Genomic DNA, 17,439 nt, shown 5'->3' with positions numbered 1-17,439 from the left:
GTCTTCAGGCCGCTCGCAGCCCTTCAGTAGTTCGTCCAGCAGTTCCTTGGATATGGTCATCGTCCTTGCTCCTCTCAGGAAGCATGGACCAGATCGCAGTTACACAGAAGATCGGACACTCTCCATGCCGTGCCTCCAACTTGTTCCTGACGGAATTCACTGCCGTCAATCCACATACGGTGGAGCAGAACGGCAAGTTTGCGGGCGACGGCAACAACAGCGTGTCGGCGACCTTTGGTGCGCATCAATCGCATGCCCCATGATTTGATCTGTGACCCTGCCATCGTTCGCATCAACAATGCGTTGGCAGCAGCATAAAGAGTTGCACGAACATCTCGATCTCCCGCCTTCGATATTCGGCCAGGATTGTCGTGCTCCCCTGACTGAAATCGCCTTGGCGTCAGACCAAAGTGCGCAGCAACTGTGCGCGACCGCTTAAAGCGACTCGGATCATCAACTGCCGCCTTGAATGTCAGCGCTGCAATCGCCCCAACACCTGGAACGGTCATCATGCGCATACAAACCTCGTCTTGAGACGCCGCTCGTTTCACGCGCCGATCCAGCTCGAGGTAGTGTTGGAACAAAACCTTCCGCGCGTCGAGTAATGGAATGATTGCATGCGCCAGGACGTCATCCATCTCGATCAACGGCCTTACCAAGCCATCAAAAGACCCGTGTTTCACTGTTCGTGGCAATCGCACGCCGAAGATTTTCAACAGCCCACGCACCTCGTTGGCCAAATCCATTGTCTTCTTGATCAACGCTTTACGCGTGCTCAATAGCGCCCTCTGCCCGTGGGCTTCTCGGCTCTTCATATGAACCGGATTGAACCAGCCTGTTCGTAGGATTTGAGCAATGCCCTTTGCATCTGTTTTGTCGGTTTTGTTCCGCATCGCAGATAAGGCGGCACTTACTTGCCGAGCTTCCATGCATACAACTTCAAAACCTTTTGATTGCAAACCAAAGAACAGATGTTGGCTCATTGCTCCAGCTTCAAAGCCAACGCGTTCTATTGGGTGCTCAAAAGCTGCGAGACAGTCGGCAATGTCCTCAACTTCGCAGGGCAACTCTCGCTCGTGGTAAACCTTGCCTCTGTTATCGACGATGCACATCGCACACGACCGAAGCGACACATCTAATCCAACATAGTATTCCATTTTCTGTCTCCCTTGTTCACAGCTATGCTGCGATCTTATCGGGAGCTCGACCAAAGTGCAGGGTCAGCCCAATTACGCATGCTTTCCGCCCTAAGTTTCGGTTTCTGCGATGCAGCGTTTCAACATCTTGGGCGTATTTTGTTGAAAAAGTCGCTGTGATCTGAGGGGTTGGCCGCCTCGCGGCGTTCGTCGCGGGCTTATCGTTCCGCCCGTTGTACTGGGCGGCTGGTTGGGCTGTCGTTTTGTTGGTTCAGATCATATCGTAATCCTTGTTTCGGCGGTCTTGGGTCTTAGTTTTGCAAGTTTTCGAAGGTTCTGGGCGATTGCAGCGAGCGTAAATTCGTCCCTCACACCGCAGGGCCCTCGAAGCCGGAGCCGTCCCAGGCCGAGAATGCGTTTGAGGTGGGCGAAGAGCATCTCGACCTTTTTGCGTTTGGCCTGAGCCTTTGGGTTGAAGGGCGATTTGGCAGCCATTCGGGCGAAGTCACGGGCGTCTTCATGTTCTTCGCGACCGATGAAGCGGGTGTTGGTGTTCGGGCAGCACTTTTGTTTCGACGGGCACGCATCACAGATGGCTTTGGTGGCTCTGTATCTGCGACGGCCGGTTTTGGGTTCTTTCCTGCGCGGGTCAGAATAATTCCGGCGGGACTGCAACAGGTGCTGGCCTTCAGGGCAGGTATAACGGTCGTTGTCTTCGTCCCATTCGAAGTCGGAACGGGAAAATGTGCCATCTTTACGCTCGGATTTGTCGATCAATGGTATGAAGGGAATGATGCTGCGCTTCTTTGTCAGCCACGCCAGGTTCTCTGCCGATCCATAGGCAGTATCTGCAACGAGCCAGTCCGGTTTGATACCGAAGCGCCTTTCTGTTCGATCAATCATGGTTTGCGCCGCGCCCACTTCGGCCTGCCTGATTGAGCGTGTCGCCTCGATATCCACGATGACGGAATGGTCCGTGTCGATCAGATAGTTATTCGAATAGGTGAAGATTGCCGGGCCTTTGCGCGCCGCAGTCCATTTGCTTGCCGGATCGGAATGGGATGTGAATTTGGGTTTGACCGGTGTTGATGCCCCAAACGCTTTGTCATCGAGAACGTCAAGATATTCTCTGACAGCCCGTGGCGCATCGTCCGGGTCGATAGCAGAAACGTCCCATTCCGCCTGCGCAGTTGAGTTCATTCGATCGACATCGGCTTCGATCAGGCTGGCATCAACGGCAAATCCATGACCACCGACCAGACCTTCTGAGATACAGCGTGCGACGGTGGCTTCGAACACAGAACGCAGCAAATCGCTGTCGCGGAATTTGCCATGACGATATTTAGAGAACGTGCTGTGATCGGGCACCTTTTGATCCAAGCCCAGGCGACAGAACCAGCGATAGGCCAGGTTCAAATGAACTTCGTCGCAAAGCCGCCGTTCTGACCGGATGCCCATAACATATCCGACCACCAACATCCGTATGATCAGCTCAGGATCAATCGAGGGGCGTCCGAGGTGGCTGTAATACTGCCTCAACTGCTGGCGGATTGTGCCGACGTCCAGAAACCGGTCAATCTCGCGCAGCATATGATCTGACGGGACATGCGCCTCCATGTCAAAGTCGTAAAACAGCAGCGCCGAAGCTTCCTGGGTGCCCATCATCGCAAAATCCTCCCCCATCCTACAATAACAAGTGAATCAAAGGACTTGCTGCAAAGCAACAAAGACTTTTTCAACAAAATAGGCGGGAAGCGGACCTTCGCAGCGCTGAACGCGAACGTCAGCTATCGGTCGCTGCGCTATACTGATCCCGCCGAGCGGTAACCTTGCAGTTGTGTTATCAAACAAAACGCTGGATGACAGTTACAAAATATCGCACCTTAACAACGTTATCGTCATCCATCGTAACTTTATTGTTTATGATTTGTCTTCAAGGAGTTGTCGCGAATGCGAACTGAGGAGAAATGCTTTCAGGAACTTATCGAACTGTGCCAAAGCCCGGGTTTTGTGCACGCAATCTCGATGTTCTGTTTCCGAGACAATTGGATCGGCTTCGAAGATCAAATGACTGGCAAGCTAATTGCGGACAAGAAAACACCGCAACGTCTTATACGTACCGAGATTGCAGCGTTGATCGGTGGGCTGCTTGGAGGCAGCGGTTCAATTGAGTTTCCCGATCAAGGAGTAGCCGCGGAGTACTTAGAGAGATCAGAGCGCCTTCTTGAAGAAATTCATCAATGCATGATCAAAGACGCCTTCCGCGACTGGGAGGTGGACATCTCACCCCTTTCTACGGGAGAGGCGATCAGAGAAGCAGCATTTTACGCGACCGAAAGCGCGTACGCATTTCAGTACATTGAATTTGCGGAAGAGCGTTACCTGCAGGATGAGCAATGGCTTGCAGACACCGTAGGGTTTACTCTCAAGGATGCCAAAATCATTGCCAACGTGATTGTTGATATTCAGTCCCAAAAGGCGATGCAACACCTCGAAAGTCTTAGGAAGACTGACCCGACACTTTGGACCATGCTTCCAGCATTCGAGCTAGAGCAAGGAGACATAGTCAGTATTTCAGGCTTGCCAAAGAAAACAGTCGAGGCTTTTTTCGATGCTTTCTCCTGTAATGTCAGTTCCGAGAATGCGTCTTTTAAATCGGTGACGGACTTCAACATTACCGCCGCAAGGCCCATCGTCCTCTTGGAGGGGCGGTACTTCTTGTTTCAATACGTCAGCCTGATGGAAGCTATTTATGAGTCTCCGGCTCATTGGATGTACCAAGACGCGGCATACCGAGCGACGGCATCCGCAAATAAAGGCCACTTCACAGAGGCAATGACCTTTCATTTCCTAAAAAGGGTCTTCGGTGACGAACACGTATTCGAAAATTTGGATCTTTTTGATGGCGCAAAGAAGGTCGGTGAAATTGATGTCTACGTTTCTTTCGGTGAAATCGGGATCGTTTTTCAGTGCAAGTCACAAAAGCTGACTGCAGCTTCGCGGAGCGGCAACTTAGTAAAAATTCAGAAAGACTTTCAGCTCGCAATTCAAGAGGCTTACGGTCAGTGCCGAGCTTGTTTCAACGGGCTGAAAACTGAGAGTATAGTTGCAAAGGACGCAGCCGGAAATGTGGTAGAGCTGAAAAAGCCAGAGCGAGTGTTTCCAATTACGGTCGTATCGGATCACTATCCAGCACTTAGCATTCAAGTTCGACAATTCCTGCAGACCGATTCCGCTGAAGGATTTGAAAACCCGCTTTGCGTCGATCTATTCACTTTAGATGTCCTCTCAGAGCTGGTTACCTCTCCCATTCGGGTTCTAGCCTACCTAGAACGCCGCGCTCTTTATTATGATAGGATCATGACGACAAACGAATTGGGTGTTCTCGGCTTTTTCCTGAAGGCAAACCTCTGGCTTGAAACCGAAAATGATTTCTTAAGCCTTGATGACAGTCTGGCGAGCGATATCGATGCCGCCATGATTGTGCGTAGGGAAGGTCTTCCGGGAAAGGATACTCCGGAAGGATTACTGACGCGTTTTAAAGGTACGTTCGTCGGTCGTGTGATTGACGATGTTGATCGAAATCCCAACGCTCTCTGCGTTGAATTAGGGCTGTCTTTTTTGGAAATGGGAGAAGACGGAATCAATCAGATTGAGGCGTTGGTCTCACGAATGGCGGCGAAAGGAAGAGGTGACGCCACGCTACCTTTAGAAAATCGCTCTTCCGGTCTGACAATCCACTGCAACTCTGATCCCCAGTTCGTGGCGGAGCCGTCGTTGCGACAGCACATGGTACGTCGCAAGTATTTTCAAAAGGCTGACAAATGGTTGGGTCTTAACGTTGACCCTTCGACCGAGTTGGTCCGTTTCGGCGCATATGTTCGGCAGAAACATGTTTTTGACTATAAGCTTGAAGCACAGATGGCTTCAGCGCCACCCATGGTCAAAATTGAGGATTTCTTGCGGCGGGCCGCAGGACGAAAAGTTGGGCGTAACGAGAAGTGTCCTTGCGGCAGCGGCAAGAAGTACAAGCATTGCTGTGGCTAGTGCTAAGCTCTGTATTGCAACAAGGTGCGCGACGAAGCGCAGCTGCTGTTGCCTTCACGCCCTGAGCGTAGGGCGATGCCGTTTTTGGGAGCGCGGACGGCAGATGTTTAGAAAGCGGCCATTTGCCTTCCTCGGCCTGACTGTCAGTTAAGGGCCGTTCATGTTCATTAAAACTAAGGTCAGAATTTTCCCCCTGCCTGCGAAGCCGATGGATGTCTGCATCTAGAAATGATTTGAGCACGGTGTCAGAAGTGAATGTCCACCGTTGACACATACCAGTCATACAAAGGCTTATATGGATTTCCTGAGAACCGACGTTTAGCATGAGTCCCCACCAATCAAATAACCGGCCCATTCCGCCAAGAATGGCTTGCGGCGTTCCAGATAATCCGCACGGTTATAGGCATCCTCCACATCGTTGACGGCGAAGTGCCCAAGGCAGGCCTCAGCCACCTCCCGTGCGCATTCTGTGCGTTCGGACAGCCATGTGCGCAATGTAGAGCGAAACCCGTGAGGGCGGGCTTCTAGGCCGCCCTCGACCATGTAGTTGCGCATTGACATCTTATTGAGCGGGCCGCCACGGCTGTTGGGAAAGAGATAGCCGTTTTGCTCAATCGCTCGGGCGAGATCGACCACCCGCAAGGCTTCACCGGACAGAGGTACCCTGAAAGGTTTGGTAAAGCCCTTGCGGCCTTTGACATGCTCTACAGGCACCGTCCAGATGTCCCCAGTGATCTGCTCAAGCCGCATATTGTTGACCGCATCCGAACGCACACCTGTCAGCATCAGCATGCGAAGCGCCAGTTCTGCGGGTGCTAGCTCTCCAAGCGATTGGTAAAAGGCAGGCGCCTCAGCCCAGTCGAGCGCTGCGATATGGGTAACCGTGTGTCTTGGTGCTCCAAGCAGGATGCGTGCTTGGTCAATGATGCCGAGGTTCACGTCAAAGCCTTCTGCGATTGCATAGCTCAGGATCACCTTTAGTCGGGAAAGAGCCTTCTTTGCTGTGACGGGAGAAGTCTCCCAGCCACGGGAAAGTGCCTGTTTAATGTCATGCTGGTCGATCTTGACGATCGGCATCATTCCCAGATGGGGCAGAAGATGGTTCTTGATCGGGCTGAACCACATCCCGTCCGACCCCTCATGCTTCAGCGTGGAGCGATGGGCTTCAAAAGCAGCATAGGCCAGAACATGGAACCGACCTTCCTGTGCGCTTGCATGGTTTCTCTGCCGTTGCTTGATCTTGATTGGATCATCGCCGTTCGCCACAATCCGCCGCACATCATGGGCCGCTTTCCGGGCGTCTGCGAGAGACAGGAGAGGATAGGAGCCAAGTCCCATCTCGCGTTGACGACCGAACAGGGAAAACCGGAAGGTCCATTGTGCCCCGCCGTCTTTCCTTTTAAACAACCATAACCCCTGTCCGTCGCAATGTTTGCCAGGCGGCAGGGACTTTAACTGTGCGACTGTAAAAAAATTGGATTTTGCCATATGTGCACCTCCGAAATATCTACAAACGCAGATGGCACTGCCCGGGAATTTCCGGACCGCGCTGAGACGCTACCGCACTCTTATCAAAGCACGATTTAAATCTCAGAGCGTTCGTGACAGCGCTTGATACGAAGGATATACCCCTCCGGCAGGAGTATTTAGGGAACATTGAAACGGGGAGTGGTTGGTTTTACTCGCTTTGATATGCTCAGGGTTGGCAGGCGGTTTCGCTGAAAATTCGGTCGAGCTGGTGTAGGATACGTTCTATGTCTTCGGCGTCGATGGTCAGGGGCGGGCGGATTTTCAGCACGTTGTGATGCGCCCCTTCCGAGCCGATCAGGATGCGGTTTTCCTTCATGCGGTTGATCACGCGGTCTGCGATTTCTGTGGCAGGAGCGCGGGTTTCGCGGTCCGTCACAAGGTCAACGCCAACAAACAGGCCCATGCCGCGAATGTCCCCGATGACGGCGTGTCTTTCCTGTAGTTTGCGCAAACCGTCGAGCAGTTCATTTCCGCGCTGGCGGGCGTTTTCCTGCAAGCCTTCGTCGTCTACGATTTTCAGCACCTCTGCCCCGATCCGGCAGGACAGGGTCGAGCCGCCGAAGGTTGAGAAATACTCCGGTCCTTGGGCAAAGCTGGCGGCGATTTCCGGTGTGGTCACGACAACGCCGATGGGGTGGCCGTTGCCGATGGGTTTGCCGAGCACCACGATGTCAGGTGTGACGCCTTGTTGTTCAAAGGCGAAATAGTGCTCGCCCAGTCGCCCGAGTCCGGTTTGCACCTCATCCGCGATACAGACGCCGCCGGCGGCGCGTATTTTGGCGTAGACTTGTGGCAGGTAGCCTTGGGGCGGGATGATCTGGCCACCGACAGAGGGAAAGACTTCGCTGATCCAGCCGGACACCTTGCTGCCGCGTGCGGTGACGGCGGCGATGGCCTCGTCGATCTGGGCGGCGTATTTGTCGGCGCAGTCCGGGTCTTCGCGCCGGAAGGGGCCGGCGAAATCATCTGCCACGTCCACCAGTTGCACCCAGTCCGCCTGACCGACCCCGCCTTTGGCGTTGAATTTATAGGCCGAGATCGCAATCGCGCCGGTGGTGTTGCCATGATAGCCGTGATTGGCGGTGATGATGTCCTTGCCACCGGAATGGGCTGCGGCAAGGCGCAGGGCGAGTTCGTTTGCCTCGGTCCCTGAATTGACGAAGAAACACACGGACAGCGGATCGGGCATCTTCGCCAGTACCGTATCAGCAAAATCGGTTTGTGCGGGGTGCAGGTAGCGGGTGTTGGAGTTCATCCGCATCAACTGGTCCGCAGCAATGGCCTGAATCCGCGGGTGGGCGTGGCCCACATGGGGGACGTTGTTATAGGCGTCCAGATGGGGGCGACCCCATTCGTCAAACAGGTGGTGTTTCCAGCCGCGCAGGAACATGGCCGGATCGGAATAGCTGAGCTTGACGTTCTCACCGAAATGCTTGCGCCGCTTGCCGAGCGTTTCTGCCTTTGGCATCGGTTGATAGGCGACCGCGTCATCGGGCAGGTTCAACAGCGCGGCAGGGTTGGGGCAGACGCCGCCCCAGAGTTCCATTTCGTCGGGATTGGCGACACCGGGCCAGTCGTGCCCCATGCCCTCGGTGGTCAGGGCAAGCTGGAAATGCACGTGGGGTGCCCAACCGCCGTTTTCGCTGGCGTCGCCAAGGGCGCAGAAGGCTGTTCCTTTGGCGATTGTGTCCCCTGTCTTGAGGGAGGAAAGGCTATCGGGCGCGAGATGACCGTAGAGGGTGAAGAACGGCGTGCCATCCGGTGTCTCGTGGCGCAGGATGATAACGCCGCCGTAGTCGAGATGGGTCGTGCGGTTCTCGATCACTTCGACCACACCATCCAGCGGGGCATGCAGGGGTGTTTTGGCTGGGGCGAAAACATCGACGGCCAGATGCACGGTGCGCCGGTCGGAGGATTTCCACGGTCCCTGACGGAAGGCCGGTGCGGTATAGATCAGGCGGGGTTCGCCCCACAGACCGATCCACATATCGCCGGTGTCATATTCCGCCCCCAAGATTGCGGCCTCTGACAGTGGCATGTCGAACGGATTGCGCGGGGCGGCCACGGCGGCCACAGACAGGGCTCCGGTGGGGGTATCATCCAGCGGTTTGCCCATCAGTGGTGCAAAATTGCCATTGGTGCTGTTCAGATAGGCCAGCACCCGGTCTGCGCCCTCCACAACAGGCAGCCCGCAGGCAGCCCGCAGACGCGCCTGCATCAGTCCGGCATCAATATCGTCCCGCTCAAGAAAGCGCCACGCAGGGGCCTGAGAGATCGTGACATAAGGATCATCGGGGTTTTCTGTGGCCTCAATGGTGGAGTTGACCACGCTCACCGCAAGACGCATCCGCAGCAGCGGGTAGAGCAGGTCCAACTCTGCGGCGGTAAGTGGATTGGCCTTGTGATACCCACGCACCAGTGCTGCAAGGGCGCGTTCCGGTGTGTCGTGGTCAAGCACGACATAAGCGCCCGCAATGGCCAGATCGCAGATGCGAGGGCTGGCCGTCATATCGCCAAAGTCGATCAGGCCGGACACCGCGCCGTCCCGTGTCACCAGAATATTATAATCGTTCAGGTCATTATGGATCGCCTGAACCGGCAGCGCCTCCAGTTCCGGTTTCAGTGCGGCGAACTGCTGAAGGATCTGTTCGATGATACCGCGACGGGCGGAATCGGTGATAATATCCGTATGGGCCGCAATCCAGTCGCCGGTGGGCAGGTGCCACTTGAAGGGGACCGCGTGTTGGGGGTGGGTGAAATCCTGCAAGCCCGCATCCATCTGCCCGAGGTATGTTCCCAACTGTTCGATCATTTCTGGTCGTTTGGGCATATAATCCGCATAGCACGCACCTGTCAGGCGGGTTTGCAGCCAGACCAGCCGTTCTGCACCTTCTTCATCAGGTAAAGTGGTGTAGAGCGCACCGTCAACGGTCGGCACCAGTTCGGGCAGGGGCAGGTCTGGAAACTGCGTTGAAAGATGACGGATCGCTGCGCATTGCATATCCACCAGATCAACGGGGCAGCCTGCGCGCATCACCTTGAAGATATAGTCTTTCCCATCTGCACTGGCCGCAAAGTTCAGATCGTATTCGCCATCCAGTCTTTTCAGATCGGCGGCGAGGTTGAAATGGCTCTGAAGGGCGGCTTGCCAGTGCTGGGACATCGTCAGGGTTCTTTCTGAAACGGATTTTGGGGATAGGTTACATCTGCAAGATAAAGCCCGTGGGGCGGGCAGACCGGACCACAGGCGGCACGGTCCGTAGCGTTGAGGGCGTCGGACACATCGTCGGGCGTCCATGATCCGGCTCCGACCCGTTCAAGCGTGCCAACAAAGCTGCGCACCTGATTGTGCAAAAAGCTGCGGGCGCGCACGAAAAAGCGGTATTCGGTGCCATCGGGGTAGGGGTGCTGTGTCACGGTCAGCTCGTCCAATGTGCGCACAGGGCTGTTGGCCTGACAGATGGTGGAACGGAAGGTGGTGAAATCATGCCGGCCGAGCAAACGGTTTGCACCCTCTTGCATGGCGTCGGCATCCAGATCATGGCGCACCTGCCAGACGTTGCCTGCATCATGGGTGACAGGGGCGCGGCGGGACACCAGACGGAAGATGTATTTGCGCTCCAGCGCGGAAAACCGGGCGTGGAAGTCTTCATCCACACAGGCGGCATCCACAATGGCGACAGGATCGGGTTTCAAGTGGTAGTTCAACGCTTCGGACAGGCGAAACGCCTCCCAGTCCCGCGCGAGATCTACATGGGCCACCTGACCATAGGCGTGGACTCCGGCATCGGTGCGCCCTGCGCCCTGAATGCCCTCATGGTCTTTTTGCAATTTGCGCAAGGCATCTTCAACCGCGCCCTGAACCGAGCGTAACCCGTTCTGGCGCTGCCAGCCGACGAAGGGCTTGCCGTGATATTCGATTTTAAGCGCGTAACGTGGCATAGCATTGCGATACCTTGGGAAAATCACTTTGCCAAGGTCTATGAATGGGCGACAACCGTGCTTATTTAGGATCAGGGCCATAGCAGGTAGAAAACGGCGGAAGGACAGAGCATTCTGGGCATCGGAACATTAATTGACGGCGTGACGCGGCAGGTGGAACTGATCAGCGACGGCCTAAGCGAAACCCTGTTCGAGCCGGTGATCCGGCTGGGGGTGACGGGGTTGTCCCGTGCCGGAAAAACCGTGTTCATCACCTCTCTGGTGGCGAATCTGCTGGATCGTGGCCGGATGCCTGCATTGCAGGCGGCCAGTCAGGGGCGGATCGAGGCGGCGTTTCTGCAACCCCAACCCGATGATCTGGTGCCCCGTTTTGAATATGAAAAACATCTGTCGGCCATGACCGGCCCCAATCCGCACTGGCCCGAAAGCACGCGGGCGATTTCCCAGTTGCGCCTGTCCCTGCGGGTGGCCCCAGCCGGCGTGCTTTCAACGATCAAATCGGCGCGGACCATTCATATCGATATTGTGGATTATCCCGGCGAATGGTTGTTGGACCTGCCCCTGATGGAGCAGAGCTTTGAGCAGTGGTCGCAGGGTGCGATTGCCCTTGCGCAAAAGCCCTCTCGTGCGCCGTTCGCGGCAGAGTGGCTGGCACTGCTGGAACAGGTTGACCCCGAAGTGGAACTGGACGAACCTCAGGCGCAGAAACTGGCAGCGGCCTTTACCGCCTATTTGCAGGCGGCACGGGAATCCGGTCTGTCCGCCTGTGCGCCGGGGCGTTTTTTGATGCCGGGGGATCTGGCGGGATCGCCTGCGCTGACATTTGCGCCGTTGCCTACGGGGAAATACCCGCGAAATTCGCTCGGGCGGGCCTTTGCGCGGCGCTATGAGACCTATAAATCCGGCATTGTGCGGCCTTTCTTTCGGGATCATTTTTCGCGCATCGACCGGCAGGTGGTGCTGGTGGACGCGCTGGGCGCGATCCATGCCGGGCCGCAGGCGGTCGGGGATTTGCGCGATGCGCTGGCCGACATCCTGTCCTGTTTCAAGACGGGGCGGAACGGGTTTTTGTCTGCCCTGCGCGGTAAATCGGTCGAACGTATCCTGTTTGCGGCCACTAAAGCGGATCATTTGCACCATCACCAGCATCCCGCTTTAACCACGATCATGGGGGCGCTGGTGCGCAGTGCGCGGGACAAGGCGACCTATCAGGGGGCGCAGACGGACGCGATGGCGCTGGCCAGTTTGCGGGCAACTGTGGAAGAGACCCGCAGCCATGACGGGGAAACGCTGGATCTGGTGCGGGGGCGATTGCTGTCCACTGGAAAACAGGCAGCGATGTATCCCGGACGTCTGCCCGAAGACCCGGCGGTGCTGTTAAAACCCGCTGAACAGGGGGCGGAGCGCTGGCTTGACGGGGATTACGCCATCATGGGATTTGCGCCTGCCGAAGTGTCGTTAAAGGCGGGGGATGGTCCGCCTCATATCCGGCTGGACCGCGCTGCTGAATTTCTGATCGGGGATCGTTTGATATGAGCCGCAAACACGTTAAACCTGTCGTCATTGATCTGGATACCGACCCTGTGCAGGATCACACGCCGGCCAGCGCGCCGCCAGTGCCGGATCTTGACCGGCCCCTCCACACCCCCGCCGCCGAAGTCGGTCTGCGCTTTGCCGCAAGTCGCCGTTCAACCGTGTCGCGGGTGTTCTGGTGGGCGCTCGGGGCGCTTTTGACCTTTATGATTGGCGTCTTTGTCTGGGATTTCGTTGAAACGCTTGTGTCGCGCAATGTCTGGCTGGGCCGTGTGGCGCTGGGCCTGCTGACGCTGGTGATCGGTGCGCTTCTGGTTATGGCGGGGCGGGAACTGGCCACCCTGTCGCGACTGCGCCGGATTGACGGATTGCGGGCCGAGGCAGAGCATCTGGTGCAGGAAGGCACACTGGCAGAGGTGCACAGCTATCAGGACAAACTCGAAAGCCTTTATCGCGGACGGGTAGAGCTGCGCTGGGGGCTGGCGCAACTGGCCGAGCAGCGAAACGAGATTCTCGATGCAGACAGTGCCCTTGCCCAAAGCGAGACCCTGTTGCTGCGACCGCTTGATGATCTCGCCCGCAGGCAGATCGAATCCGCAGCGCGGCAGGTGGCGACTGTGACCGCCGTGGTGCCACTGGCGCTTGCGGATGTGGTTGTGGCGCTGGGCGCTAATCTGCGGATGATCCGCCAGATTGCGCAGATATACGGCGGACGGTCGGGCACGCTGGGCAGCTGGCGGCTGACCAAGGCGGTGGCCGCCCATCTGGTTGCAACAGGGGCTGTGGCGATCGGGGATGATCTGATCGGTTCTGTGGCAGGGGGCGGGGTTCTGGCCAAAGTCTCCCGCCGCTCCGGAGAGGGCGTCATCAACGGCGCGCTGACCGCCCGTGTAGGGGTCGCCGCCATAGAGGTCTGCCGCCCGATGCCGTTTCAGGTGGAACCCAAACCCCGCGTGACAAACATCATCAAGCGCAGTCTGACGGGGCTGTTCAGCAATTGATCAGCTCAGGATCGGGGGGCCGCTGTTCGCAGTGTTCATCTCGACACCCATCCGCAGCCCGCGTCCGATCCGGTGGGCCAGGGCCGACCACTGCGCGGCAATCCCGTCGGGCAGCTCCTGTGCGAGCGTATCATCGAACAGATCAAGCCAGCGGGCAAACATCTGCGGTTTGATAGTGGAAATGCCAGAATGCACCATCATCGGATTGCCGTTGTAGCTGCGTTCATGCAGGATCGCATTGGCCCAGAAATCCGCGATTTTCGCCTCATGAGAGCGCCAGACTCCAGCGTCATCCGACAGACGTTCCAGAAACACCGGACCGATCACCGGATCGCGCCGGACACGGGCATAAAAAGCAGTCACGACCTGTTCAATTTGCGCACGGCGCAGCGGAATGCGGGGCGGCAGGGGCATTACAGTCAATTGAAGATCCACACCATAAGAAGCCCCAGAGGCAACCAGAACAGCATATTGAAAAAGGACCGCAACAGGCCAAGATCGCCCTTCGGATCAATGTCCAGATGCTCGCACATTTTGGTGCCGGGCCACAGGAACAGTTCTGCCATACGTTCCATCGGATGATTCCTTAATAGGTATTTTAGATACCTATTTAATAATCCTTCCAAATGCGCAAATCAAATGCTAATTATGTCACATGCAAATGACCAAGTTTACAGATTACGGATTGCGGGTGTTGATGGCGCTGGCGGTGACGCGGGAAACTGCCCTTGGTGGCGGGCAGATCGCCGCGCAATACGGCATTTCCCAACACCATGTTGCCAAGATCGCCACGGCCCTTGTTGCCGGGGGATTTATACTGTCCGAACGAGGGCGCGGCGGCGGGTTGAGACTGGCGCGACCTGCAAAAGACATCCGGCTTGGCGCTGTGGTGCGGCACCTGTCCAAATCTTCCGCGCTGGTGGAATGTATGGGGCAGGGGTCAACCTGCTGCATCCTGCCCGCCTGCGGATTGCGCACCCCCTTGCAAGAGGCGCAAGAGGCGTTTTTTGCCGTACTTGACGGATACACGCTGGCCGACACCGTGGCGCGGGGCGATGCCCTGCGCGAGTTGCTGGCCGTCTAGCCGGAACGTCCGGTTCCCGCGGTAAAGCGCGGTCCACAGCCGTTCAAAGCCGTTCAGAGCCGCGCAGTCAAAGCCTGCGTTTGTTCGGCTGGACGGGGCGGTTTTACGGGGCTATAACGCGCCCATGAAACATATATTCGGCATCACCATACGAATTACCGGCCCGGCGCTCTGATCTGGAAGAGTCGCCGGGAAAAGGCGTATGGAACCCCGCGCCGCCCTTGTAAATTGACATCAAGATAAAGACGGAGCCACAACTCATGTGTGCCGAAACCCCTGACTACAAAGACACCCTGCGCCTGCCGAAAACCGATTTTCCGATGCGGGCCGGATTGCCGAAACGTGAACCGGAATGGCTGGAAAAATGGGCCAAGCTGGATGTGTACCACAAACAACGGGCCGAAGCGGGCGACCGCACGCCGTTCATCCTGCATGACGGCCCGCCCTATGCCAACGGCCACTTGCACATCGGTCACGCGCTGAACAAGATCTTGAAGGATTTTATCGTGCGCAGCCAGCAGATGATGGGCAAGGACGCCCGCTATGTGCCGGGCTGGGATTGCCACGGTCTTCCGATCGAATGGAAGATCGAAGAGCAATACCGCAAAAAGGGCAAGAACAAGGACGATGTGCCGATCATCGAGTTGCGTCAGGAATGCCGCAAGTTTGCCGAGGGCTGGATCGACATCCAGCGCGAGGAGTTCAAACGTCTTGGCGTGCAGGGCAACTGGGAAGACCCTTATCTGACGATGAACTACAGCTCCGAAGCGGTGATCGCAGAGGAATTTATGAAGTTCGTGATGAACGGCGCGCTCTATCAGGGGTCCAAACCCGTGATGTGGTCCCCCATCGAGAAAACCGCGCTGGCCGAGGCCGAGGTGGAATATCACGACAAGGAGAGCTTTACCGTCTGGGTGAAGTTCAAGGTGCAGGGCGACAGCGATCTGGCCGATGCTTTCGTCGTGATCTGGACAACGACCCCTTGGACCATGCCGTCAAACAAGGCTGTGGTTTACGGCAAGGACATTTCCTACGGATTGTACGAGGTCACAGGCACACCTGAGGAATCATGGGCCAATGTGGGCGACCGTTTCCTGCTGGCGGATAATCTGGCCGCTGATGTGATGACCAAGGCGCGTCTGGAAGACGGGCAATACACCCGTCTGCGCGATGTGCCTGCGTCCGATCTGGAAGGTTTGGGCCTGCTGCACCCGCTGGCTGGTGCTGAAGGTTCAAATGGCGAATGGGATGACCTGCGCGATTTCCGTGCGGCGGATTTCGTTACCGACACGGAAGGCACGGGGTTTGTGCATTGTGCACCCTCCCACGGGATGGAGGAATATGAACTGTTCCGCGATCTTAACATGCTGGAGCAGGTCATCACCTATAACGTGATGGATGACGGTTCCTTCCGCGCTGATCTGCCGTTCTTTGGTGGCAAATACATCCTGAACCGCAAAGGCGGTGAGGGGGATGCTAACAAGGCCGTGATTGACAAGCTGGTCGAAGTGGGCGGCTTGCTCGCCCGCGGCAAGATCAAGCACAGCTACCCCCATTCGTGGCGGTCCAAAGCCCCTGTGATCTATCGCAACACGCCCCAGTGGTTTGCCGCCATCGACAAACCTATCGGGGGGGATGACACCTATGGTGAAACCATCCGCGAGCGGGCGTTGAATTCCATTGACCAACTGGTGAAATGGACCCCTGTCACAGGGCGCAACCGTCTGTATTCCATGATCGAATCCCGTCCCGATTGGGTTCTGTCGCGCCAGCGTGCATGGGGCGTGCCGCTGACCTGTTTCACCCGAAAAGGCTCGCTGCCGACAGATGCGGATTACATCCTGCGGGATGATGCCGTGAACGCCCGCATTGCCGAGGCTTTCCGCGCTGAGGGTGCAGATTGCTGGTACGAAGAGGGCGCCAAGGCGCGGTTCCTTGGGGATGATTACCCCCACGAGGACTGGGATCAGGTGTTTGACATCCTTGATGTTTGGTTTGACTCCGGCTCGACCCACTCTTTCGTGGTGCGGGATCGTGAAGATGGCTCGCCGGACGGGATTGCGGATGTCTACCTTGAAGGCACCGACCAGCATCGCGGCTGGTTCCATTCCTCCATGTTGCAAGCCTGTGGCACCAAGGGGCGCGCGCCTTACAAGGCGGTTGTGACCCACGGGTTCACGCTGGATGAAAAGGGCATGAAAATGTCCAAGTCCATCGGCAATACCATCGTGCCGGAAACCATCGTCAAGCAATACGGCGCGGATATTCTGCGCCTGTGGGTGGCGCAAACCGACTTTACCGCTGACCAGCGGATCGGGCCGGAAATCCTGAAAGGTGTGGCTGACAGCTATCGCCGCCTGCGCAATACCATGCGGTTCCTGCTGGGCAATCTGGACGGGTTCAGCGATGCCGAAAAAGTGGAACCGGCGGACATGCCGGAACTGGAGCGCTGGGTGCTACATCGTCTGGCCGAGCTGGATCACGTGGTGCGCAACGGCTATTCCGCCTATAACTTCCAGAACGTCCTGCAACAGCTGTTCCAGTTCTGCACGGTCGATCTGTCTTCGGTCTATTTCGACATTCGCAAGGATGTTCTGTATTGTGACGGGGTGGACAGTCTGGAGCGGCGTTCGGCCCGCACGGTTCTGAACCTGCTGTTCGAACGACTGACAACCTGGCTGGCACCGATGCTGGTGTTCACGATGGAAGATGTCTGGCTGGAACGTTTCCCCGGCGACGAAAGCTCTGTTCACTTGCAGGATTTCCCCAACACTCCGGGCGAATGGCGGGACGAGGTTCTGGCCGAGAAATGGGAAAAAATCCGCCGCGTGCGCCGTGTTGTGACAGGCGCGATCGAGGTGCAGCGCCGCGACAAGGTGATCGGTGCATCGCTAGAAGCGGCTCCGGTTGTGCATGTGCGGGATGCGGATGTGCTGGAGGCGCTGAAGACCACGCCGTTTGCGGATGTCTGCATCACCTCTGCTGTGACCCTGACGGATGATCCGATCCCAGCCGAAGCCTTCCGGATGCCGGAAGTCGAAGGTGTCGGCGTGGTGTTTGAAACCGCTGAAGGGGAGAAATGCCAGCGTTGCTGGAAAATCCTGCCGGATGTGGGCACTCATGAACACCCCGGCACCTGCGGGCGGTGTTCGGCTGCGTTGTAAGG

At 56.9% G+C, this 17,439-nt stretch carries 12 protein-coding genes; 5 read left to right on the top strand and 7 right to left on the bottom strand.

Translation table 11 applies throughout. From position 1 onward, the window contains the following. Positions 1-74: 74 nt before the first annotated feature. Both BFV97_RS14175 and BFV97_RS14170 read right to left on the bottom strand, forming a co-directional pair. Positions 75-1,157, bottom strand: coding sequence for an IS110 family RNA-guided transposase (locus BFV97_RS14175; RefSeq protein ID WP_069301045.1), 1,083 nt, complete (start codon positions 1,155-1,157; stop codon positions 75-77). 255 nt (positions 1,158-1,412) lie between these two features. Continuing rightward, entirely contained in the window at positions 1,413-2,801 is a 1,389-nt protein-coding gene (locus tag BFV97_RS14170) for an IS1182 family transposase (RefSeq protein WP_069301044.1), read from the bottom strand. Positions 2,802-3,086: 285 nt separating this feature from the next. On the opposite strand from BFV97_RS14170, the gene BFV97_RS14165 reads away from it, so the two are divergent. Next, positions 3,087-5,183: a YecA family protein gene (locus tag BFV97_RS14165; protein ID WP_069301043.1), complete on the top strand. Its 2,097-nt coding sequence runs from the start codon at positions 3,087-3,089 to the stop codon at positions 5,181-5,183. Positions 5,184-5,501: 318 nt separating this feature from the next. Here BFV97_RS14165 and BFV97_RS14160 read toward each other — a convergent pair whose 3' ends face one another. The 3 genes from BFV97_RS14160 to truA form a co-directional block, all read right to left on the bottom strand. Then, a complete protein-coding gene (locus BFV97_RS14160; RefSeq protein WP_069301042.1) occupies positions 5,502-6,671 on the bottom strand; it encodes a tyrosine-type recombinase/integrase in 1,170 nt (389 codons plus the stop codon). Positions 6,672-6,879: 208 nt separating this feature from the next. Further along, positions 6,880-9,876: an aminotransferase class III-fold pyridoxal phosphate-dependent enzyme gene (locus tag BFV97_RS14155; RefSeq protein ID WP_069301041.1), complete on the bottom strand. Its 2,997-nt coding sequence runs from the start codon at positions 9,874-9,876 to the stop codon at positions 6,880-6,882. A 2-nt stretch (positions 9,877-9,878) separates the two neighbouring features. Continuing rightward, entirely contained in the window at positions 9,879-10,655 is a 777-nt protein-coding gene (gene truA, locus BFV97_RS14150; protein WP_069301040.1) for a tRNA pseudouridine(38-40) synthase TruA, read from the bottom strand. Between the two features lie 114 nt (positions 10,656-10,769). Between truA and BFV97_RS14145 the strand changes: the two genes are divergently transcribed. Together BFV97_RS14145 and BFV97_RS14140 are read left to right on the top strand one after the other, a co-directional pair. Continuing rightward, positions 10,770-12,191 carry a YcjX family GTP-binding protein gene (locus BFV97_RS14145; protein ID WP_069301039.1) on the top strand — a complete coding sequence of 474 codons (1,422 nt, stop codon included), beginning with the start codon at positions 10,770-10,772 and terminating at the stop codon, positions 12,189-12,191. Then, positions 12,188-13,189 carry a YcjF family protein gene (locus BFV97_RS14140; protein ID WP_069301038.1) on the top strand — a complete coding sequence of 334 codons (1,002 nt, stop codon included), beginning with the start codon at positions 12,188-12,190 and terminating at the stop codon, positions 13,187-13,189. The genes BFV97_RS14145 and BFV97_RS14140 overlap by 4 nt, the downstream gene beginning before the upstream one ends. Here the strand turns inward: BFV97_RS14140 and BFV97_RS14135 are convergent, their stop codons facing one another. Beyond that, the gene (locus tag BFV97_RS14135; protein ID WP_069301037.1) at positions 13,190-13,603 is read right to left on the bottom strand and encodes a group III truncated hemoglobin; all 414 of its coding nucleotides are present in this window, start codon (positions 13,601-13,603) and stop codon (positions 13,190-13,192) included. Positions 13,604-13,608: 5 nt separating this feature from the next. Next, on the bottom strand, positions 13,609-13,764 hold the full coding sequence (locus tag BFV97_RS18785) for a hypothetical protein (RefSeq protein ID WP_157888331.1): 156 nt from the start codon (positions 13,762-13,764) through the stop codon (positions 13,609-13,611). Between the two features lie 86 nt (positions 13,765-13,850). Here BFV97_RS18785 and BFV97_RS14130 point away from each other — a divergent pair, with 86 nt between their 5' ends. Next, a complete protein-coding gene (locus tag BFV97_RS14130; RefSeq protein ID WP_245667750.1) occupies positions 13,851-14,273 on the top strand; it encodes an RrF2 family transcriptional regulator in 423 nt (140 codons plus the stop codon). A 260-nt stretch (positions 14,274-14,533) separates the two neighbouring features. Further along, the gene (gene ileS / locus BFV97_RS14125) at positions 14,534-17,437 is read left to right on the top strand and encodes an isoleucine--tRNA ligase (RefSeq protein ID WP_069301035.1); all 2,904 of its coding nucleotides are present in this window, start codon (positions 14,534-14,536) and stop codon (positions 17,435-17,437) included. Positions 17,438-17,439 lie beyond the last annotated feature (2 nt).

The sequence above is a fragment of the Neptunicoccus sediminis genome (genome assembly GCF_001719615.1).
Taxonomy (GTDB): Bacteria; Pseudomonadota; Alphaproteobacteria; order Rhodobacterales; family Rhodobacteraceae; genus Amylibacter; species Amylibacter sediminis.
The sequence above is the reverse complement of the archived record's forward strand: the minus strand, read 5'-3'. Positions and strand labels throughout refer to the sequence as shown.